At 45.1% G+C, this 20,365-nt stretch carries 19 protein-coding genes and 2 riboswitches; of the genes, 15 read left to right on the top strand and 4 right to left on the bottom strand.

The features are described from left to right. The first annotated feature begins 22 nt into the window (after positions 1-22). Positions 23-1,474: an FAD-binding domain-containing protein gene (locus QUB77_RS29760; protein WP_333180559.1), complete on the top strand. Its 1,452-nt coding sequence runs from the start codon at positions 23-25 to the stop codon at positions 1,472-1,474. A 334-nt stretch (positions 1,475-1,808) separates the two neighbouring features. Further along, positions 1,809-2,456 (top strand): Uma2 family endonuclease, encoded by a 648-nt coding sequence (locus tag QUB77_RS29755; RefSeq protein ID WP_333180560.1) that lies wholly within the window; start codon positions 1,809-1,811, stop codon positions 2,454-2,456. A 101-nt stretch (positions 2,457-2,557) separates the two neighbouring features. Here the strand turns inward: QUB77_RS29755 and QUB77_RS29750 are convergent, their stop codons facing one another. After that, positions 2,558-3,007 carry a hypothetical protein gene (locus QUB77_RS29750; protein WP_333180561.1) on the bottom strand — a complete coding sequence of 150 codons (450 nt, stop codon included), beginning with the start codon at positions 3,005-3,007 and terminating at the stop codon, positions 2,558-2,560. 97 nt (positions 3,008-3,104) lie between these two features. Between QUB77_RS29750 and QUB77_RS29745 the strand changes: the two genes are divergently transcribed. Both QUB77_RS29745 and QUB77_RS29740 read left to right on the top strand, forming a co-directional pair. After that, complete coding sequence (locus QUB77_RS29745; RefSeq protein ID WP_333180562.1) at positions 3,105-3,407, top strand: hypothetical protein; 303 nt, start codon at positions 3,105-3,107, stop codon at positions 3,405-3,407. Positions 3,408-3,907: 500 nt separating this feature from the next. After that, positions 3,908-6,040, top strand: coding sequence for a pentapeptide repeat-containing protein (locus tag QUB77_RS29740; RefSeq protein WP_333180563.1), 2,133 nt, complete (start codon positions 3,908-3,910; stop codon positions 6,038-6,040). Positions 6,041-6,201: 161 nt separating this feature from the next. Here the strand turns inward: QUB77_RS29740 and QUB77_RS29735 are convergent, their stop codons facing one another. Next, the gene (locus QUB77_RS29735; RefSeq protein WP_333180564.1) at positions 6,202-7,776 is read right to left on the bottom strand and encodes an FAD-dependent oxidoreductase; all 1,575 of its coding nucleotides are present in this window, start codon (positions 7,774-7,776) and stop codon (positions 6,202-6,204) included. A 248-nt stretch (positions 7,777-8,024) separates the two neighbouring features. Then, entirely contained in the window at positions 8,025-8,744 is a 720-nt protein-coding gene (locus tag QUB77_RS29730) for a Uma2 family endonuclease (protein WP_333180565.1), read from the bottom strand. A gap of 172 nt (positions 8,745-8,916) precedes the next feature. After that, positions 8,917-9,063, top strand: a riboswitch (cobalamin riboswitch). A 61-nt stretch (positions 9,064-9,124) separates the two neighbouring features. On the opposite strand from QUB77_RS29730, the gene QUB77_RS29725 reads away from it, so the two are divergent. The 7 genes from QUB77_RS29725 to QUB77_RS29695 all read left to right on the top strand — a co-directional run bounded on the left by QUB77_RS29725 (position 9,125) and on the right by QUB77_RS29695 (position 15,938). Further along, positions 9,125-9,844, top strand: a complete 720-nt coding sequence (locus QUB77_RS29725) for an energy-coupling factor ABC transporter permease (protein ID WP_333180577.1) — start codon at positions 9,125-9,127, stop codon at positions 9,842-9,844. Between the two features lie 3 nt (positions 9,845-9,847). Then, the gene (locus QUB77_RS29720) at positions 9,848-10,180 is read left to right on the top strand and encodes an energy-coupling factor ABC transporter substrate-binding protein (protein WP_333180566.1); all 333 of its coding nucleotides are present in this window, start codon (positions 9,848-9,850) and stop codon (positions 10,178-10,180) included. Continuing rightward, positions 10,177-10,977 carry a cobalt ECF transporter T component CbiQ gene (cbiQ, locus tag QUB77_RS29715; RefSeq protein WP_333323655.1) on the top strand — a complete coding sequence of 267 codons (801 nt, stop codon included), beginning with the start codon at positions 10,177-10,179 and terminating at the stop codon, positions 10,975-10,977. Before QUB77_RS29720 ends, cbiQ begins: the two co-directional genes overlap by 4 nt. Before the next feature lie 455 nt (positions 10,978-11,432). Beyond that, positions 11,433-12,845: an ABC transporter substrate-binding protein gene (locus QUB77_RS29710; RefSeq protein ID WP_333323654.1), complete on the top strand. Its 1,413-nt coding sequence runs from the start codon at positions 11,433-11,435 to the stop codon at positions 12,843-12,845. Positions 12,846-13,247: 402 nt separating this feature from the next. Then, positions 13,248-13,392, top strand: a riboswitch (cobalamin riboswitch). Between the two features lie 100 nt (positions 13,393-13,492). Continuing rightward, positions 13,493-13,993, top strand: a complete 501-nt coding sequence (locus QUB77_RS29705) for a hypothetical protein (RefSeq protein WP_333180569.1) — start codon at positions 13,493-13,495, stop codon at positions 13,991-13,993. 19 nt (positions 13,994-14,012) lie between these two features. After that, positions 14,013-14,879, top strand: coding sequence for a methyltransferase domain-containing protein (locus QUB77_RS29700; RefSeq protein WP_333180570.1), 867 nt, complete (start codon positions 14,013-14,015; stop codon positions 14,877-14,879). A 210-nt stretch (positions 14,880-15,089) separates the two neighbouring features. Next, a complete protein-coding gene (locus QUB77_RS29695) occupies positions 15,090-15,938 on the top strand; it encodes an ABC transporter ATP-binding protein (RefSeq protein WP_333077314.1) in 849 nt (282 codons plus the stop codon). A gap of 156 nt (positions 15,939-16,094) precedes the next feature. Here the strand turns inward: QUB77_RS29695 and QUB77_RS29690 are convergent, their stop codons facing one another. Further along, positions 16,095-16,796, bottom strand: a complete 702-nt coding sequence (locus QUB77_RS29690) for a diacylglycerol/polyprenol kinase family protein (protein ID WP_445251787.1) — start codon at positions 16,794-16,796, stop codon at positions 16,095-16,097. A gap of 536 nt (positions 16,797-17,332) precedes the next feature. On the opposite strand from QUB77_RS29690, the gene QUB77_RS29685 reads away from it, so the two are divergent. The 4 genes from QUB77_RS29685 to QUB77_RS29670 all read left to right on the top strand — a co-directional run bounded on the left by QUB77_RS29685 (position 17,333) and on the right by QUB77_RS29670 (position 19,751). Then, positions 17,333-18,394 (top strand): glycosyltransferase family 2 protein, encoded by a 1,062-nt coding sequence (locus tag QUB77_RS29685; protein WP_333180572.1) that lies wholly within the window; start codon positions 17,333-17,335, stop codon positions 18,392-18,394. A gap of 285 nt (positions 18,395-18,679) precedes the next feature. Further along, the gene (locus tag QUB77_RS29680) at positions 18,680-18,853 is read left to right on the top strand and encodes a hypothetical protein (RefSeq protein WP_333180573.1); all 174 of its coding nucleotides are present in this window, start codon (positions 18,680-18,682) and stop codon (positions 18,851-18,853) included. Between the two features lie 56 nt (positions 18,854-18,909). Then, on the top strand, positions 18,910-19,191 hold the full coding sequence (locus tag QUB77_RS29675; RefSeq protein ID WP_333180574.1) for an antibiotic biosynthesis monooxygenase: 282 nt from the start codon (positions 18,910-18,912) through the stop codon (positions 19,189-19,191). Positions 19,192-19,244: 53 nt separating this feature from the next. Then, positions 19,245-19,751, top strand: coding sequence for a DinB family protein (locus QUB77_RS29670; RefSeq protein ID WP_333180575.1), 507 nt, complete (start codon positions 19,245-19,247; stop codon positions 19,749-19,751). Positions 19,752-20,365 lie beyond the last annotated feature (614 nt).

Genomic DNA, 20,365 nt, shown 5'->3' with positions numbered 1-20,365 from the left:
AAGTTAAAATATAATCAAAAAAATGTCAGATCTAGTTTTATTTTGGCACCGCCGCGACTTGCGTATTTCTGACAATATCGGACTGGCCGCAGCGCGCCAGCAAAGCCCGAAAGTAGTCGGAATTTTTTGTCTCGATCGCAATATTCTAAATCGCGATGACGTAGCGCCCGCAAGAGTCACATACATGATCGGCTGCTTGCAAAAACTTCAGCAGCGTTACAGGGAAGCCGGCAGCCAAATGCTGATCATTCAAGATGAACCGATTATAGGAATACCGAAACTAGCAACAGCTATAAATGCTCAAGCAGTATTTTGGAACTGGGATGTAGAACCCTACGCAAAACAGCGCGATTTGTCTGTATCAAATGCCCTGCAACAAGCAGGAATTCAAGTCCAAAATTTCTGGGATCAAGTCCTGCACGCCCCAGACGAAATTCGCAGCGGTACAGGGACTCCCTACACAGTTTATACACCTTTTTGGAAAAAATGGAACAGTAAACCCAAAGCCCAACCAGTAGAGACACTGCCGATAACTTATCTGGAATTAATGACCGGATTAACCGCCGAAGAACAAGCAATTGCCAACCAAGCAGGTGCAATGGAAACAGTGCCAACAGCCTCTAGTTTGGGATTTATTTGGGAAAACCCATTAGTAATAGAACCCGGAGAAGATGCAGCGCAACAAAAATTAGAAGAATTTTGCGATCGGGCAATTTACCAATATCAAGAACAGCGCAATTTCCCCGCCATTAACGGCACATCCCAACTCAGCGCCGCCCTCAAATTTGGTGCAATTGGCATCCGCACTGTTTGGCAAGCTACCCAGATAGTAATGGAAACTTGCCGCAGCGAAGAAGCGTCTACAAGCATCCGCACTTGGCAACAGGAAATAGCGTGGCGGGAATTTTACCAACACGCCATGTATAACTTCCCAGAATTAGCAGACGGCCCCTACCGTCAAGCATTCAAAGACTTTCCTTGGGAGAACGATGAAAAGCTTTTTCAAGCTTGGTGTAAGGGCAAAACTGGCTATCCTATTATCGATGCAGCAATGCGGCAGTTAAATCAGACAGGTTGGATGCACAATCGCTGCCGCATGATAGTCGCCAGTTTCCTCACCAAAGACTTAATTATTAACTGGCAGTGGGGCGAAAAATACTTCATGCAAAAATTGATAGATGCCGACCTTTCTGCTAACAACGGCGGCTGGCAGTGGAGCGCATCGAGCGGCATGGACCCGAAACCTTTGCGAATATTTAATCCGGCGAGTCAAGCTCAGAAATTTGACCCGGAAGGGGAATACATTCGGCACTGGGTTCCCGAATTGCGCCGCGTTGATACGAAATTTTTGCTAACAGGAAATATTTCGCCTTTAGAACGCAGACTTCTTCATTATCCCTCTCCGATCGTAGACCACAACGAGCAGCAGCGCAAGTTTAAGGAACTTTACAACCAGCAAAAAAACGTAGATTAGACTGCTCGATTTTGAGCGCAACTTATTAGTAAGGTGCGCAGTGCGCACCCTACAATATTTTGGCGTAGTAAGGTGCGCAGTGCGCACCCTACAATATTTTTGGCGCCAGTTATATATAATAAAGTTAAATAAATCCGAGGTTTCAGGTGCGCAGTGCGCACCCTACAATTAGATTTTGAGCGCAAGTTATTAGTAAGGTGCGCAGTGCGCACCCTACAATATTTTTGGCGCCAGTTATAATAAATTTAAATAAGTTATTAGTAAGGTGCGCAGTGCGCACCCGTCAATATTTTTGGCGCAAGTTATAATAAACTTAAATAAATCGGAGGTTGAAATGGTAACGCTGCAATTAAGACAAATCAGTGTACCCCCAGGGCAGAGAGTGCTGTTCCATGATGTCAACTGGCAGGAATTTGAGGCAATCTTAGAAGAGTTGGGAGAACACCGTGGCTCTAGAATAGCTTACAGTCAAGGAACGTTGGAGATTAGGATGCCACTACCAGAACACGAATTCAATAAAGAAATCATTGGCGATATGGTCAAAATATTACTCGAAGAACTTGAAATTGATCGAGAATGTTTTGGTTCGACGACTTTTAAGCGAAAAAGTATGTTACAAGGAATTGAACCTGACAACTGCTTTTACATTCAGAATTACGCTCTAATGATTGGTAAAAAGCGGATCGACTTAACTGTCGATCCGCCGCCTGACTTAGCAATTGAAGTGGATTTAACTTCCCAAACTCAACTGGACGCTTACGAGGCGCTGGGAGTACCTGAAATATGGCGCTATGAAAATAACCAGCTTCAGATTAATGTGCTTCAAGATGGGAAATATGTTGAATCGGAAATTAGTCCAACTTTTCCCAATCTGCCAATTATTGAAGCTATTTCTCAATATTGTGAACAAAGTCAAACAGTGGGCACGAGTCAAACTCTCAGATTGTTTCGCAAGTGGGTTAAAGACCAAATACAAAATTGATATGAAATCCCTAGTTTACGCCCTTGCTGTCAGAAAATGGCTTAGTTACGATCGCCAAAAAGCCATTTTCTCACAGCAAGCCTCCTAATTCCGTTGTATTTTTAATTTCGCTTTTGGGAAATAGAGAGAGAATAAGGGTGTTGACCTTGAGATCGATCGCCCACAAAAATAACATAAGTCCCCTTGTCCCCATAACCGGAAAATTCTACATTCCCCGCAGCAGCATTCGCCGGCAGCACGCAGAAACGCCCCCTCGGCCCCTGAATCATCAAACTTGGAGCTCCAGCGGTTTGTACAGCAATCCGCCAGTAAGGCAAATCCTGCGTTACTTCGATGACGTGGTTCGGTGCTTGGGACACAAAACCGCAGTCGCCGCTATTGTTCGGGCCGCCGGAAACTCCAGAAACTCCCAGCGGTTCGGGAAATCCCGGAGCAATTTGTAGCGGTTGGCTCCGAAGGACACCGGCATCCGCTAAAATCATTGCCAAGGCTAAGGTCACGATCGGGCTAAACCACAGTTTGCCGCGATCGCCCGGATAATTGATCTTCATGTTTCCTCACACAATGACATTTGGTTCTAGTTCTTTGACGGTAGGGGATAATGGCGGTTCCAAACACATTAATCTAAAATAACTTCCGAATTTTTTTATGAATCCTCAAAATAACTTCAATTGGCAGCAAGCGTTCGGAGAACTAAAAGCTAAAGTAGAACGATCGCCACTCATCACACAAAATTCAGACAGCTATCAAGCCGTCGGAACCTTCTACAATCAATTACTGGACAAGTTTCAAAGACTCCCCAAACCGGGGCAGGTGGCAGCCTTTGCCGTCGGAGCGATAATTGTCCTGACAGTCTTCAATAGCGTCGTAAAGCTAATTTCCGCCCTGATGACTCTTGCCGTTCTCGGAGTGCTAATCTACATAGCCTTTGACACTCACCGATCGTCCTAAAGGCGAGGTGATTCTTGGCTCCACGACTGACCTTACTACTCACTATCCTTACGGCAATACTTAAACCTTTCAACCGTGGAATACCACCAATTGACGAGCTTAACTTAGTTAATCCCAGAGGGTCTATCTCCCCAAGCGTACTAGGATATGAACCTAGAGTTCAGGCGTGCCCCGCCTTACTTCAGTAGTCAACAAAGTATTTGGTTCTCTGGTATTGGGATATTATTTTTTTTATCCCTAGCTGTTTTAAGAGTTTTCGCCGCTCTTTGCCCCTAAATTTATGCCTGAAAGTGTGTCTCAACTGTTTCACGATGGCAATGGAGTTTCACCATGACAACTTAATTATAACCTGGTTTGGGGTTGCTTTGCCAAGCGTAAATTCACGCTCATCCAATAGAAAGCCGTCAAGCCAAGGACGGGGTTTTAAACCCAAATTTCTGATAAATTGGCAATATCTCCTGATTCCTCCAACTAACGACAAATAATAGGAATTTCTAAATATGGCTAACCCCACCGCGCCCAGCGGCATCAATCAACCCGATCCGTCTTGGCAAACACAATCCAAGCAAATGCCACTGCTGGTTCGCAGGTGCGGCGCTTGGGCAGTGGAAATTTCGTTAATTGCGGCCAGCGCCCTCGTTCCCTTCAGTATCGGGGCATTGGTCAACAAGGAAACTGAAACCGTGCCGCTCAATTCCTACATAGCAGCAGCATCCGAAACCGTCGCCCGTACCTTGGGCATACCCGTGCGCGATCGCAGCCCCAGAGTCGCACCCCTAACTAATCTATTCTGGTCAGGGGCACTGCTGGCACCGGCAGTTTTAGCGGGGTGCCAACTGTTTTTGCTCGCCAGAACAGGTCAAACTATCCCCAAACGCTGGTTCGGGGTCAAAGTTGTCACCGCGTCTGGTACTCCTCCAGGTTTTGGGCAAGTGCTAATTCGCGAAAGTTTGGGGCGCTGGGGAGTGCCTCTGGGCGTCGCTTACGGCATTTGGCGCTTGAGCGGTGCGTTTCCTGATTTGCTGATTTTAGGGGGGTTGAGCGGCTTGGCAGTGCTCGCAGACGGGGCTTTGGCATTGCGCTACAAACGCCAATCTGGACACGATCGCCTCGCGAATACTTTGGTGGTCAATGCTCGATCGAATCAACTGTCTGCCGATCCTGTCCCGACTCAAGATTGGACTGAAGAAGACGCGCAGATTGCGGCTTTGGTTGTGACTCCACAAAGCAGCCTGAAAGCAAATGCCAGTTTGTGGAATTGGATGCGCCAACACCCAGGCACAACTTTAGTAATAGTTACCATCGGCAGCGCGGGATTGATTTTAACTTTGTTTGTCGGCACTCTCATCTACACTCAAAGTCAAGCAAATATGCGGGATTCCCGGCAGCGAAACGACGAATTATTTGTAGCTTTAGTCAGCAAATTGTCTCCCACATCCGCTAGCGGGGCATCGGGCAGGCGATCGGCCATTTTGGCTTTGGGGGCCGTGGATGACTCCCGCGCCGTACCGCTGCTAGCGGATTTGCTAGCTCAAGAAGACAACCGCGCCATGTTGGACGCGATCCAGCAAGCTTTAGTCAGTAGCGGGCCGAAAGCTTTGCCTGAGTTGCAGCGGTTGAATCAGGCCCTCAGCAACGACCTAGAGTCCCTGCGCTTTGGCGGCAAGGCCCCGGAACGCGAGTTAGCAGCCGCCCGCCAGCGAACAGTCCAAAGGGCGATCGGCAAAATTCTCACAGTGTATAGCAGCCAACTCAACGGCGTCGATCTCAGCCGCACGGATTTAGCTCAAAGTCCTGCGGGCCCGTCTCAGTTTACTTTAGTTTTAAACAAAGTTGACTTGTCGGGAATTAAGTTGAGAAATGCCAATTTAACCAATGCCAGCTTGCAGGGAGCTCGCTTTTACGGCACCGGCGAAGATAGGCGTCCAGGTACATTTGACGATTGGATTTCTGACTTGAGCGGCGCTAATTTGGAAGGAGTAAATTTGGTCGGGGCGTCTTTGAACAGTGCTGTAATGAACTCGACTAATTTTGTGCGCGCTGTCATGAACAAAGCTAATTTGTCAAAGGGCAATTTGAATTCCGCTAACTTTAGCAGTGCTATTTTAATTGGAGCCAATTTGCAGGAAGCACTGTTAAAAAATGCAATTTTTACCGGAGCAGATATAGGAAGCGCGAATTTGTCGCGAGCGGATTTGTCGGGTGCGCGTTTGGCCAAAGTGAAGGCTCAAGGTGCTCAGTTGTCCTTGACAAATTTGTCTAAATCGCAATGGCAAGGTGCTGATTTGTCCGGTGGTGATTTGAGTGGCGCTAACTTACAAAATGCCGATTTGACTTCGACTAAACTCACCAACGTGAATTTCAAAGATGCTCGGTTGGAAGATGCGAATTTTCGGAATGCGGAGGTGAGTTCGGTTGATTTTAGGGGCGCAAATTTAGCGCGAGCGGATTTTAAAGGCGCTGTGTTTCTGGGGAAAGCAGCTTCGGATCAATTTATTCAAAATCAGACTGGTAGTAAATCCGGTCGATTCCTAGGAGTTGATTTTGCGGAGGCTAAGAATTTAGATAAAAGTCAAATTGCTTACATTTGTTTGCAGGGGGGCATTCATCCGAAGTGCCCGCAGAAGAAGTAAGGATTGTTTGTTAGCGAGTAGGCTAAGCTGTCGCCCATTTAAATTGTATATTCAGGGCGGGACACCCCAAAAAAGTTTGATTATTTTTTGACATACAATTTAAATGCCACAACAGCTTAGTCAACAATCAATAATCATGAGGAGTGCAACCGCAATTGATATTACGCAATAGCATCGGAACTGGCAAGAGTCTCGAATTGCGCCAATAGCATTGCCTCACCACTATTGGAAGTTCCAAAAATTTTAGGTAACTGACCTGTTTGGGCGAGAACTTGCCTCACTTCTCGGTTAGATACATCGGCTAGATTTTTGTTATTTAGAATGGCATTTACCGCAGCGATACCGACACCTTGACCAACTGCGGCGTTGAATTCAACAATTCTGCCGACAGAACACGCAAACCCTTCAAATCCAGAACAGGGACTGACCACTGCCAGGTTAGGAACGTTTTTAATTAATGCGTGGCGGATGCCAATATTAAAGATAGGGTGTTTAAAACTCAGACTTTTAAACCATCCTAGACCATTTGCTTTATCGCGAATACCCTGGATGCCTCCCCGTACATCAAAATGATAGCTAAATGTTGCCAGGGCTTCATTAGCTGGTACGCCACCTAACAGCATTTGTGCGCCTGTTAAAGGTTCTACAACTCCCGTCACATTGCCAGCGTGTCTGATATAAAGTTCTGAGGCAGAAGTAACAGAAGTAGCCCCCAAACTCTTCAGCCAAGTTGTAATAAATAAAATCTCTCTTTGCATATTAGCCGTGGGTTTGCTCCCGCTTCTGGCTAAGGCTTCCGCTTCGCTGGCCGTGACGGCAAATAAAAGCGCATTCCACGAAAGTCTATCATTTGGAAGTATTGCTATATTTCCTTCATCTAAAATTACGCCAGTTTCAGAAAAAGATAGTTTTATTCCTCTAAAGGAGTGGTAAGCTACAGACAGAGCCGGCGAACGAACATCGATGTAATCGTGGCCCGCCCACAGAGTTTTGAGATTGCCTTTAGTGTCTTTCATTTCCCGCCGGAGTTCTTCTGCTAGTTGGGCATCCTTGTCGGCAGCGTACAGCAAAAATTTTTGACTCTCTGAATCGGCCAGGTTGGTGAAGCGTTTTAGATAAATATAATCGAATTCTTTTAGGGTTCTTGCACTGAGTCCTTGGGTTTCAAAAACGAGGGTGACTGGAAGTTCTGAGTTAGGCAGACCCAATGTTTCAAATCCCTTCAGCTTTCTCACACCGGCAGCTTGAGCTAATTCGGCATTGACAGTGGCATCAATAAATTGCTTGCCGGCATAAACTACGCCTTGAGATGTGGTTATACTGGCAATTTTTTGACCTTCTTTACTGACTGATTTAATTTCTACTTTGCTGAGGAGATCTGCCCCAGCTTGTACTAGCATTTCTTTCAGCGCTGCACTGGCTTTGCGGGCGTCAAGTGCAATTGCCTTAACACCGGATTTTTGCAGGAACTCTTTATAGATTGTCGCCGGTGAACCAAAGGTATCTAACTTTAAAGATTGTTGAAGTTGTTCACTAATCTGACTTCTATCTAAATAAGCAAGGCCACCTCTTACCAAATGCCCGCCAATTCCTTCTTGCAAGCTTGCTTTAGACATCAGCAGAATTCGCGGATAACGCTTTGTGCGGCGCCGATATTCTCGGGAGGCAGAGACAACAGCTAGAACTCCTGGAACTTCATCACCAAAACAGATGATATCGTAAGAACGCAGATTCATGACCATTATTTAATAACCTCTGTTGATTTTCATTTTTTCGAGCTGCATCTCAATGTTTCTCGTCAAACTCTGTGTTTTTTCCAAATCTATCTCGATATTTTCTGATTTTTGCGATAAAAATTCACACATTTCTGGATGCGGCAACCGGGTTTTTTCCTGAAAATCTTTCGTTGAGGACGATCGAGCTCGGTTGCAAAACCCGGTTTCTGAGCGTCCAGAGTCCGTCAGTCTGGTACTCTTGATTGCCATTAGGTCAAATTATCAGGATCTATCCCCAACTCGCGCAATCGCTGAGCTAGTCGATCGGAACGTTCAGCCAATCGATCGGCGCGCTGGGCTTCCTGTTGGGCGCGCTGCGTGGATTCTTTCACCTGTTCTTCAGGAGTCAGATAACGTTTTCCATCGGCATCATACCAATACAACCACTCCCTTGTCACCCCAGAATAACTTCCCCTTTCACAACCAATACCCAAACCAATTTCTGGCATCCAAACTGGATTTCCTGGCTGTAATTCATACTTTCCATTGACTAACTTGTGTACTTCTAAACGGGGTTTACGACGGCGGCGGGAAGAATAAATGACGTAATAAAGTACGCCTAAAGCTTGATATTCCTCCAACTTTGTGCTGTATTCCTTGCGATAAGTTGGGGAAACAACTTCTAGCACAAAAGTAGGCAGAACATTTTCATCCCACAGCACGTAACTGGGACGCAATTCTTCATCATAAAACCTTTCTACACCTAAACTCAAGAAAGCATCGGGCACAATGGCAGGTTTATCCGGGTGATGATAAATACCCATATCTATGCCAAAAAACCAGTCCATGCGTTCTGACCAAAGTATGAGCAATATTGCTTTTAACAAGCCTGGTATTAATTCTTGCAGTTCGTTATCCACAGGCGTTTCATCTGAGTCTGGTAGTTCATCGGCTGAGGGCAAGTTCCTCGGCAAGTTGTACTGTAACATTGCGGCTTTCCTCAAAACTCACTAATATTATACCGTTGATGTTGAGCGATAGTATTTATTGAACGAACCGCGAAGACGCGAAGGAAAAGAAGAGAACATGATAGGTAATTTTGACTTAGTTAATCTGAATAAATTTTTGTACAATATTTGCTGAAACTTACACGATCGACTAAACTATGTCTAACGAGTCGGTTCTAATGGGGAGCAGCCGTTAGAGGAAACGGGGAAAGTTCGGTGCAAGTCCGGCGCTGTCCCGCAACTGTAATGAGAGTCATGTCGCTTTCTGAGTCAGGATGCCCGCCGATGTGTTAGTTTACATAGTCTCATCTGCGAGGTTCAGTGTGAAGACCAGAAATCGGAAATTGGTCAGCTTGGGATTGATGGCTGGCTTGAGTTGTTATATTGTCCTGGGCTCGGCAACGCCCGCCGCAGCTATGCACATTTCGGAAGGTTTTTTGCCGGTGCAATGGGCTGCATTTTGGTGGATGGTGGCGTTGCCTTTTTTTGCAGTAGGTTTGCGTTCAATTACTCGCATTACAAAAGAACACCCGGAACTTAAACTATTGCTTGCTTTGGCGGGTGCGTTTACTTTTGTGCTTTCTGCTTTAAAAATTCCCTCGGTAACGGGCAGTTGTTCTCACCCGACGGGTACGGGTTTGGGCGCCATTTTGTTCGGCCCTTCGGTGATGGCTGTACTGGGGGCTTTAGTTTTGTTGTTTCAAACGTTACTGTTAGCGCATGGTGGCTTGACAACGCTGGGAGCGAATATGTTTTCGATGGCGATTGTCGGCCCTTTCGCTGCGTATTTTATCTATCGATTGCTGTTGCGAACTGGTAGCCAGCGGGCGGCAATTTTTTGTGCTGCGGCTTTGGCAGATTTGCTGACTTATGTGACGACTTCGATTCAATTAGCGTTAGCTTTCCCCGCAGCAAGTGGCGGTTTTATCGCTTCGTTTTTAAAGTTTGCGGGCATCTTTGCTATCACTCAAGTACCCCTGGCTATCAGTGAGGGATTGCTGACTCTATTGGTCTGGAATTGGCTGCATTCTTACGGGAAGCCGGAGTTAAAAACTTTGAAATTATTAAAACAGGAGTCATAAGCCGTGAGTCAAAAAACTACAAACAATCACCAATCTACTTCGCGGCAAAATTGGCTTTTGGCTGGTGCTGTGATTGTTCTGGCAGCGTTTCCTCTCGTTTTTGTGCGGGGTGAATATGGCGGTGCAGATGACCAAGCTAAGAAAGCAATTACCGAAATTCAACCGGGTTATAAACCTTGGTTCAATCACTTGTTTGAGCCGGCTAGCGGAGAAATTTCCAGTCTATTGTTTGCGTCTCAAGCGGCGATGGGGGCTGGCGTAGTTGGGTACGTCATTGGGTTGTATAAAGGCCGATCGCAATCTCGGCAGCAGTCTGATAATAAGTCGTCGGAATGAACCATCAGATTGATAGTCTGGCTTATACAAATCGCTTGCGCGGCTTGCCACCATCTCACAAGTTATCCTTTGCGATCGCCCTGTTAATTCTGTCTCTCGTTTCTGGGGCGATCGTCCAATTGTCGATCGGCCTTTGGCTAGCAGTCTGGATCGTCGTCTATGCCGGCATTCCGGGGAAACTGTATTTGCGGTTGCTGTCGCTACCGTTGATGTTTTTGCTGACAAGTTTGCCTGCTTTGGCGCTGGGTGCGGTTGCGGGCGATCGTATCCCCGCGATTGGGTGGGATATTTGGCAAGGTTGGGGCATTAGCATCGGCACTTTTTATCTGTATGTGAGCCGCACCGGCATATACCAAGTGAGCTTGCTATTTGCCCGCGCCTTCGCATCGACAAGCTGTATGTATTTCATCCTCTTGACGGTTCCATTTACCGAAATCTTGCAAATTCTCAGACAATTACGCTGTCCAGAGTTGGTCACAGAACTGCTATTACTAATGTATCGGTTTATTTTTAGCTTATTGGCGATCGCCGATGAACTTTGGATAGCACAAAATTCGCGCTGTGGCTACCGCACTTGGAAGCGGGGAATGCAGAGTTTAAGCATTTTAATCGGGCAATTGCTTCAGCGAACTTTAGAAAACTACCGTCAAGTATCGCTGAGTTTAGCGTCGCGCGGCTTTAATGGAGAATTGCGCGTTTGGAATTCTTACCCTTATAAACCTTCGCGAAGATATATATTTGAAGCTTTGTTTGGTTGCACGGTTTTAACTTTGTTAAGTGCGGTATTTCAACGCTAAATTTATTGTTACTTCTGGACGAATGGGGGCAAGAAACCGGGTTTTTTACCGAACCTGCGAGCTATAACGTGTCTTTTCGTAATAAAACCCGGTTTCTTTGGTCGGAGTGGGTAAGTCCTGCATTATATTCACGATTAGTGGCGGTGGCGGTGGCGGTGGTTAATATCAACGAGACTTACGCATTACAAGCAAAGAAACCGGGTTTTTACTGAATCTGCGGCTTGTAACCAAGTATTATCGCAAAAAACCAGGTTTCTGAGCACCCGCGCCTCCAGGGCTATTGTTGATAATTCTCGTATTCTCGTTAGTTTAGCGGGCCGGATTTGAATAAGGGCGCACTTCCTGCCACAGCTATTACAAATATGACTTTTATGAACTTAATTAATGAATTATATGAATTGACGTGAACAGTATTTGAATGAATAATTACAGTATCAAAACACAGAGAAAAAATTATGTATCAAGATACTAACAAAAGAAACAGCCCGCCGCCCATTGTTTTTATTATTGCCATCGGCTTAATTGGGTTGGGCGCATACAAGTTCCTTCCCGGTTTATTGAAAACCCAAACTTCAAATACACCTACATCTACATCTACATCGACAACGATCGCACCCGGAGCGATCGCAAATCGCATCAGTTTTGGAAATCAAATATTGGTAGCCTCCCAAACAACAGCAGCAAAACAAGCAGGAGTTCAAGCTTTTGCTGAGGGAAATCACCAAGCTGCCGCCCAATATTTTCAGAAATCGCTGCAACAAAATCGCAACGACCCGGAAACCATTATCTATTTGAATAATGCCACAGCCAGCAATAGTTCTTCCTTAAAAATTGCTGTCAGCGTTCCCATTGGTAGCAACCCCAATGTCGCCCAAGAAATCCTTCGAGGTGTCGCCCAAGCTCAGGATGAAATTAATACTATCGGTGGCATCAACGGCGCTAAACTGCAAGTAGAAATTGTTAACGATGACAACAGTCAAGAGGTTGTCAGAGAAGTTGCAAGGACATTGACAAAAGATTCGAGTATACTGGCAGTAATTGGACACAACGCTAGCAACGCATCTCTCGAAGCTGCTCCGATATATCAGCAAGAAAAACTGGTAATGGTGACACCGACGAGCTTTGCCAATAATCTCTCAGGATTTGGCAGCTACATCTTTCGGACAGTACCCAATATTAGCTTAATGGCAGCTCCCTTAGCAGAATATGCAGTGAAAACAGCAGGTCAAACTAATATTGCCGTTTGTTATGATTCCCAAGCACCGGATAACATATCATTTAAAGATGAATTTGTGGCATCTCTTACTGCTGCTGGTGGCAAATTAGTTCCCACTGTTTGCGACTTTTCACTTCCTTCTTTTAATGCGGAAAATGCCCTTGCCGATGCTGTCAGCAAAGGTGCACAAGGATTGATGGTAGCGCCCCACATCGATCGCATTGACCGTGCGATTTCTCTGGCTCGCAGCAATCGAGGCAAATTGCCACTCTACGGCAGCACTACGCTCTACACCTTTCAAACTTTAAAAGACGGACAAAGTGACGTTAACGGCTTAGTATTGCCCGTTCCCTGGCATCCTGAAACTAATCCCGGTAGCCGTTTCCCAGAAAATGCCCGCCAGCGTTGGGGAGGCATTGTGAATTGGCGAACAGCAACGAGTTTTGATGCGACTCAAGCTGTCATCGCTGGTTTGCGGCAAAGCAATACGCGGGAAGGATTGCAACAAGCACTCAGAAATGCCAGTTTTTCGGCAGCAGGATCGAGCGAGGATGTGAAGTTTTTGCCCACGGGCGATCGGGCTGGTAAGCCGATTTTAGTGCAAGTTAAGCAAGGAGGAAGCACTGGCTATAGCTTTGTCCCGCTGCGGTAAGTTCGTTAAGTGCGATCGGGCAGGATGCCCACTTCACAATCAAATTAACTCTTTGTGGAACAGGCATCTTGCCTGTTTTTTAGCATGAATAAAATTGAAGTTTATGTTTAATTAACATGAGTTAAAAAAAAATGGGGAAATTAAAGGAGAGCGTTTATACGAGCGCACCAGTTGAAACTACAACCTACACGGCAGAAAAATATCTATAAAGTGAAGTAAATTATCAGGATCGGCATGAATTTCTCACTGGAAAAATTGTTCCGATGACTGGCGGCACACCGAATCACAATATAGACTTGAAAAAGAAGTGTTGGGGCGGCAGGATGCCTAACCCCCTACTCCCCACAAGAATTGTTGCAGATGTCCGCTCGCTTTTTTGTCAAATATCCCAAATAGTGGTAATATCCCCGTATATCGATCGGCTCTGAGGGAGAACAGCCATCAGACGCAAGGGGGAAAGTTCGGTGCGAATCCGGCGCTGTCCCGCAACTGTAATGAGATCATTGGAACTCTGAGTCAGGATGCCCGCCGATTTGTTTACAATCATGTTTTTCATCTGCGAGGTATGGATGATGGTGAGTTTATTATTTTTTTTATTATTATTGGATTAGGCTTTTTTACCCGCAGATATCAGCAGATAAACACAGATGAACGCTGATGTAATTCGCTCTGGGTTCGGAAGCGTATATTATTTTAATGGAAAAGAAATGCGAATTGAAGATAGTGTTTGGCAGGGTAGTTTTGGCTACTGGCAAAACTTGTTTATTCACCAGAATATTTTGCCGATCGGACATACTGCTTGGAATGGCTTTTTGCATCAAGGACGAGGTTTGGTTGCTTGCAAAATCAATACTCCCATTAACGGTTCTGTGAATTGGAGCTTAGATACTATAAAGTACGATCGGCAATTTATTTCCGACTTGGAGGCAACCGTTTATTTGCAACAACTAGAAATAGAGGAAAACACTGTTTCAAATTTGCTCCAAATCATTGCTACCTACGAACCCAAGGAAGCAATTATATTTTTGTCGATCGCCAACGGTCAGATTGATATCAATTTGTTGCAAAACTTGGCAATTTCTCCTGTTGAGTGCTATGAACAAGTATGCAAGCGCTGGGAAGAATTTCAACTCTGCCCGAAATCCTAAAACTTACTAAATTTTCCGAATGTCGCAGCCAAAATCCCTCGAAATTTCCAAAGTAACTCGCTACCAAAATGCAGCGCTTAATTACTATTTGGGCCTGACAGATTCGCCCTACCTTCACTACGGCTATTGGGAAACCCTACCTGTGCCCGCTGACGAACTAACGATCGCGCGATTGCGCCTGGCTCAGCAAGCTTATACTGTAAAACTGTTGGATGCGATCCCCAAAGGCACTCATACGATACTCGATGTGGGCTGCGGGATTGGCGGAAATGCGGCTTATTTGCTCGATCGAGGTTTTGCAGTGGAAGGGCTCGCACCCGATCCGTTTCAACAGCAGCGCTTTCTTAAGTGTACGGGCGATCGGGCAATCTTCCACCTCACGAGGTTTGAAGACTTTCAAGCAACTCATTTCTACGATCTTATTCTCTTTAGCGAAAGTAGCCAGTATATGTCGGCTGTTGATATTGCTAACGGTGCCGCCAAAATCCTCAATCAGGGCGGTTACGTTTTGCTGGCCGATATGCTGCGCTCTGATGCTAATTATCAAGAGGGAATGTTCTCTAATTGTCATGTGGTTACAGAACTTCATGCAGCATTAAAGCAGGCTGGGTTCACTTTAGTAAAAAGTGAGGATATTTCCGCCCATATTTTGCCCACAATCGATTTGTATGTCGATACTTTCCGTAGGTATGGACTAAATACGATGATCTATGTTGCAGATTTAATTGCGATCACAGTTCCGCCCGTCCACAAATTGCTGCGCTGGATATTTCGCCGCTGGTTCAAGAAGTTGGTGGTTGAAGGATTGGAAGCGTCCCAACTTTTTGAGCAGCATCTCTGTTATGAAATGCAACTTTGGCAGTTGTCAAAATCAGATCGAGGCTGACACAAATATAGCAATCCTAAATCCTTTTTGAATTTCTTACTCCCTCCCCTTTGATAAGGGGAGGGTTGGGGTGGGGTAAAAAGTTGACGACTGCTGCAAGGATTGCTATACAATGGAAATCGGTAATCGGTAATTGGAGGCATAGCCTCCGGGTATTTATTCCCAGGCAGAGCCGGGGAACAAGGCTATAAAAAATAAAAAATAACGAATATGTCTGAATGGATTCTCGAATTCGCTGGCACTTCCTACTCCTATCCCTGCGGTTCGCGAGTGGCAATTCAGGGTTTAAATCTCAAAGTCCCCGCCGGGAAACGGTGCGGGCTGATAGGTCAAAATGGCTGTGGCAAAACTACCTTTTTTTTGTTAGCAAATGGCTTATATCAACCGCAACAGGGAATTATTAGCTGGCAAGGTGAGCCCTTTCGCTACGATCGCAAATCTTTGATGCAACTGCGCCAACAAATCGGACTCGTCTTCCAAAATCCCGAACATCAATTAGTAGCTTCGACAGTAGAAGAAGATATTTCCTATGGATTGTACAATTTAGGCTTAAGAGAATCCGAAATTGCTCAACAGGTGCAGCAGGCGATCGAGCAATTCGATCTAAGCGAACTCGCCCGCGAACCAATTCACAATCTCAGTTTGGGCCAGAAAAAGCGGGTTTCCATCGCCGATATCATGGTTCTCAAGCCCAAACTGCTGCTGTTAGATGAACCTACCGCTTATCTCGACCCGCGTCACACTCGACAACTGATCGGTTTACTTCAACAAATTCACAGCGCCGGAACCACTATCCTTTTAGCAAGTCACGACCTCGATTTCATCTACCGCTGGGCTGATTGGGTGTTTGTAATGGATCGGGGAAAACTGATTTTAGAAGGAACACCGGAAACCGTTTTTGCTCAGCGGGATGTGTTGGAACAATTGCAGCTTGGCGTACCGCTGGCGATCGAGCTTATGGAGCAAATTAGGGCGATGTTTCCAACAGACGATCGCTCAAAAATCCCCGCTTTCGAGCAATGGCAACAACAAATTTTACAAGCACGTCGGCTGCTTTAACGAGACTTAGACCATTGATAATTGGCGTTGCTGATTCACGGTATGAATCACCTGTGATCGGAAGTTACAAAACTCACCCGACTTCGTTTATAGCAATTGCGAAATCTGGAATTCATACCTGTATCCAGCAACGCCTCCCGTGGGGGGAAGTTTAGATTACACATTACCAATTATCAAAAATTGATTTAGGAAAAAGGCGATCGCCCCACTGCCGATCGGCACAGTCAGATTGTCAATTCCCAGCTTGGAAACCGACTCCAAAGTAGCAGCAGCCAAAGCTACAACAGCAGACACAGCCCAAGTTTGCCAAATATTGCCTTGAACCGCCAGCAAAATCAAACTGCTAACAGAAAAACTCACCAAGTACATAGTTGCAGAACCTTCCCAACTCTTCTGAATTCCCCAAACTCGATAAATATGTTTCCCGTATTTCTGGCCGATGACAGCAGCCAATCCGTCGCCCCAAGTCATGACTAAAATGCCCAAAGCAGCGTATTCCTGATGTTGCAGCGGCCAAAACCAAGCTACGAGAACGCTGATACTAACAGCATAGAAAAAAGTCCCCAAACTCTTCCGGTTGATACTGTTAAGACTGGGCAAAATCGGAACTTGGTAAGAAATTAGGGCGATCGCACCTGCTAAAACCCCCGCCGAAATCCCCACCCAACCGGGTATTTCCAGCCACCAAGCCAGCAAAATCACGTTCCCAGTACCGATGTGAACCACCTTCCGCGATACCTCAGCATCGACAGAAGTAAAGCGATTTAAGCCCTCAGCTACCAGTAAAATCAAACCCAGCCAGACTCCCACGAGGGAAATTTGCAACCACACAGTCGGAATTTCAGAAAATATAGACACGATATTTAGGAAAAACTTCGATCGGGCACTGTTTACCACTGTAGTAGAGATTCAATCAATTTCGGCATCAAGGGCGATCGCTTTGTTCTATGTTGGCTGGATTTTCTACCGTCACTACGGTATGATTTACTCGCTATTGAAAGTGCCCCCTCCACAGAGCGCAAAGCTTCAACCCAATGCCCATGAGCGCTTTAAAAAAACATCGCCCCAGCCCTGTTGACCTATTAACAGTTGTTTGGAAAGGGAAAATAATTGAGCTATTATGGGTTAAGATGAGACCCGCTTGGGACTGAAAACCGAAACGGGCGAAGTGATTCTGGCGTTTGGGGTGAAACCTGTTGCATCGGGGAAGTGGAAGCGCGGCAACTTTTGGCTCTAGGGTACGGTCGCACCCGCTGGGTGGTTGGCATTTTTGCCAAGAGTACGATCGCCTTAATACTAAAGGATGGAAGCAGTTGATTGATGCCCTTTCCCGTATGCTATAAAAGCATTATGACCGTTATAATCAAGTCATCTGATATTAGAGGTATTATTGTATGCTAACTTGGTCCTTAGTTGTTTGTACCCTGAACCGTCGAGAAATTTTGCTGAAATGTTTGGAAGCAACACTCAAACAATCTCGCAAACCTCAACAAATGATTATCGTTGATGCTAGTGATGATTGGCAGGAGTCCAAAAAGTTTATCACAAATTCATTAGGCGCGACTTTACTAGAACCAGACTTTATTTATATTGGTTCCGAAATAAAATCCTCAACTTACCAAAGGAATGTGGGATTAAAAAATTGCCGGAGTGATGTTGTATTTTTCATTGATGATGACGCTTTTATGTATGCTGACTATGCCGAAAAAGTCATGCAGATATATGAGATGGATGAAAAGGAGCTAATAGGAGGTATCATGGGAGTTTTAGCTGCTCTCGAACCAGATAAGGATGAAACATCAGATACAGTAAGTCAAGCAATATCACCGGATTCGGGGCTTAAAAGGTTAAAGAACAGTTTGAGTAATTACCTTAGTAAATTTTGGTATCAAACCGAGCTACTTATTCCTTATAACGGTAAATATTATCATTATAATATGGGCGAAACCTTCGGACCCGACTTAGTTGCTGATATTGCTTTATTACACGGTTGTCGCATGACTTTTCGCACCAATATAGTCAGGGAAGTAGGAGGATTTAACGAGATTTTGACTCGTGGGGCAATAGCTGAAGATTCGGATTTAAGTTACCGAATTTCCCAAAAATACGCGCTGGTGGTCGCTTTTCAAGCTAAAATTTGTCATTGGCAAACTCAAGTCGAAAGGTTGAATAGATTTAAAAATGTGCAATTAGGGATATTAAATGCTGTAGCCTTATTTTTGTTAAATAATAATTTTCAGAACGGGATTAGGCTGGCTGTTTATCGGTTTGCCCTAACCAGGTTGCTCCTGGAGTTCTGTCGTGACTGCTTCAAACCGCAACGGGGTTTCGTGCCGACTAGGGGGGCGTTAGCGGCGATGAAAGTAATCCCACAAATTTTATCGATGACACCGGAACAGTTACGTACTTGGTATCCTAGTTTTCAAGTATCAGTATATCAGACTAAATCTTTGTAATATAAACCCTGTAGGTAGTTGCGCTGTGTTCGCTACCAACAAAATTACACCCAGCCAGACTCCCACGAGGGAAATTTGCAGCCACACAGTCGGAATTTCAGAAAATATAGAGACGATATTTAGGAAAATTTTAGATCGGGCACTATTTACTACTTTAAACGTAAAGCGCGATCGAGCTTATAACCCCGCAGGCTTAAAGTCCTGCGGGGAGGTGGGTGTTATGTCTTTTTAGGTTGATCTACTTAAAACTTGTGCTATGTTATAAGCAAGTCTAGGGAAAAAGCTATGACTATTTTAGTAGAAGAACTTTTGAATACTTTTGAACGATTAATAGACTCAGAGCGGTTAGATTTTGTCTTGGAAATTTTGAAACGGACTGTTTATTTAGACTTTTCGCCCCTGTCTGATGAGGATTTAGTTCTGAAGACTGAGGGACTTTTTCTAGAGTTAGATGAGTAAGAGCATAAGTAAACCGAACCCTTGAAGTTTTGAAATTATCAGAGAATCTGACTGCTATGCAATATGTCTTAATTATTCATGAAGTAAAAAATTATGAAGCTTGGAAACAGGTATTCGATCGTGCCCAAAGCATCCGAAAAGAAGCTGGCGAGCGCTCCTATCAGCTCTTGAAGTATGACCATGAACCAAAAAAAATTGTTCATTTCTCCGCGTGGACATCAATCGCAGATGCTAGGGCGTTTTTTGAGTCTCCTGCACTGGTTAAAATTAGAGAAGAAGCCGGAGTTAAAGCTCCTGAGTTTATTTATCTAGACCAATTAGAGTCAGGAGTATTGTGAAACACCTATTTGTATAATGTAAGTTGTTCAAACTATGTGATTAAGTTTTGAGTATGTACGACGGTAGCTACTACCAGCTAATGGCTGAGTACAATTGCTGGATGAATCAAAATCTATATTCGGTCTGCTCGGCTATTCCTGATGAACAGCGCAAACAGGATATGGGTGCCTTTTTTAAGTCGATTCATGGCACTTTGAATCACTTACTGTATGGTGACAAAGCATGGATGGGTCGTTTCACTCTTCACCCATTTTTGGGTACCGCTATCGGTCAAGAACTCTATGCTGAGTTTGAGGTTTTGAGAGCAGAACGGGAGACAACGGATCGGCAAATTATAGAATGGTCTAGACACCTTAATTCTGACTGGTTGAGTCAACCGTTTGAGTACACAAGCAATGTAGATGGTAAATGCCGCGTGCTACCGGCTTGGGTTTTGGTGACACATATGTTCAATCATCAAACTCACCATAGAGGGCAAATTACCACACTACTCAAGCAACTTGGCTACGACCCCGGCATTACAGATATTCCGTGGCTACCTGCTATATCAATCGGATAATATCGATTCCGGTTGCACTCCTTATGCTTGTTGAGTGTTCACTGTTCACTGTTGACTGTGAGTCAAAAAAATGAAAATTGCGCGAATTATTTGTTGGCAGCTTGATTCGACTTTACGCCAGACTCCGGAAGCGCGGATTTGATATCCTTCCGGCCTGCGCCGGAATTGAGATAATTTCTGGTTGTAAAGCGACACGCCTGAAGACTCGGCGGTTAAAACCTCGTATAAACTTGCCTCTGGTTCCAGCAGAGGGGGACTGAAGAAAATCAAGAATTCATAATATCAATTCCGGTGTCCGATTCGTTTAGCCTAGCGGGACCTGAAATGGTCGTTTAGTATGCGGAGCCGCCTCCGCTAAGGGATTCACACCCCTTACCCTCACGTAAAAGACTCTCAAGAGTCCGGTCACGACCCAGTAGGCAACGAAATAGTCGGAGTGCAGACCACGAAGGTAACGGAAACCGCCAGTCTAAGGCGGACAAGTGCTAGAGGGAGTTCCCTAATGGTGAACGAAAGTGAACTATCGCTTAAACTGCGTTATAGCAATCCTAAATGATTTTCTGTGTGTAACTATATTGACGTATTTTGGGGAAATCAAATGTATGTTCGTTAGT

Origin of the sequence: Microcoleus sp. AT9b-C3, assembly GCF_036705485.1 — a bacterium.
In the GTDB taxonomy this organism is placed as follows: Bacteria; Cyanobacteriota; Cyanobacteriia; order Cyanobacteriales; family Microcoleaceae; genus Microcoleus.
The sequence above is the reverse complement of the archived record's forward strand: the minus strand, read 5'-3'. Positions and strand labels throughout refer to the sequence as shown.

Bases quoted from the DNA above. Each gene is read 5' to 3' on its own strand.
- QUB77_RS29760 (WP_333180559.1), top strand. From the start codon at position 23: ATGTCAGATCTAGTTTTATTTTGGCACCGCCGCGACTTGCGTATTTCT.
- QUB77_RS29675 (WP_333180574.1), top strand. From the start codon at position 18,910: ATGCAATATGTCTTAATTATTCATGAAGTAAAAAATTATGAAGCTTGG.
- QUB77_RS29695 (WP_333077314.1), top strand. From the start codon at position 15,090: ATGTCTGAATGGATTCTCGAATTCGCTGGCACTTCCTACTCCTATCCC.
- QUB77_RS29680 (WP_333180573.1), top strand. From the start codon at position 18,680: ATGACTATTTTAGTAGAAGAACTTTTGAATACTTTTGAACGATTAATA.
- QUB77_RS29670 (WP_333180575.1), top strand. From the start codon at position 19,245: ATGTACGACGGTAGCTACTACCAGCTAATGGCTGAGTACAATTGCTGG.
- QUB77_RS29750 (WP_333180561.1), bottom strand. From the start codon at position 3,007: ATGAAGATCAATTATCCGGGCGATCGCGGCAAACTGTGGTTTAGCCCG.
- QUB77_RS29745 (WP_333180562.1), top strand. From the start codon at position 3,105: ATGAATCCTCAAAATAACTTCAATTGGCAGCAAGCGTTCGGAGAACTA.
- QUB77_RS29705 (WP_333180569.1), top strand. From the start codon at position 13,493: ATGAACGCTGATGTAATTCGCTCTGGGTTCGGAAGCGTATATTATTTT.
- QUB77_RS29730 (WP_333180565.1), bottom strand. From the start codon at position 8,744: ATGTTACAGTACAACTTGCCGAGGAACTTGCCCTCAGCCGATGAACTA.
- QUB77_RS29710 (WP_333323654.1), top strand. From the start codon at position 11,433: ATGTATCAAGATACTAACAAAAGAAACAGCCCGCCGCCCATTGTTTTT.
- QUB77_RS29755 (WP_333180560.1), top strand. From the start codon at position 1,809: ATGGTAACGCTGCAATTAAGACAAATCAGTGTACCCCCAGGGCAGAGA.
- QUB77_RS29740 (WP_333180563.1), top strand. From the start codon at position 3,908: ATGGCTAACCCCACCGCGCCCAGCGGCATCAATCAACCCGATCCGTCT.
- QUB77_RS29700 (WP_333180570.1), top strand. From the start codon at position 14,013: ATGTCGCAGCCAAAATCCCTCGAAATTTCCAAAGTAACTCGCTACCAA.
- QUB77_RS29725 (WP_333180577.1), top strand. From the start codon at position 9,125: ATGGCTGGCTTGAGTTGTTATATTGTCCTGGGCTCGGCAACGCCCGCC.
- QUB77_RS29685 (WP_333180572.1), top strand. From the start codon at position 17,333: ATGCTAACTTGGTCCTTAGTTGTTTGTACCCTGAACCGTCGAGAAATT.
- cbiQ (WP_333323655.1), top strand. From the start codon at position 10,177: ATGAACCATCAGATTGATAGTCTGGCTTATACAAATCGCTTGCGCGGC.
- QUB77_RS29735 (WP_333180564.1), bottom strand. From the start codon at position 7,776: ATGAATCTGCGTTCTTACGATATCATCTGTTTTGGTGATGAAGTTCCA.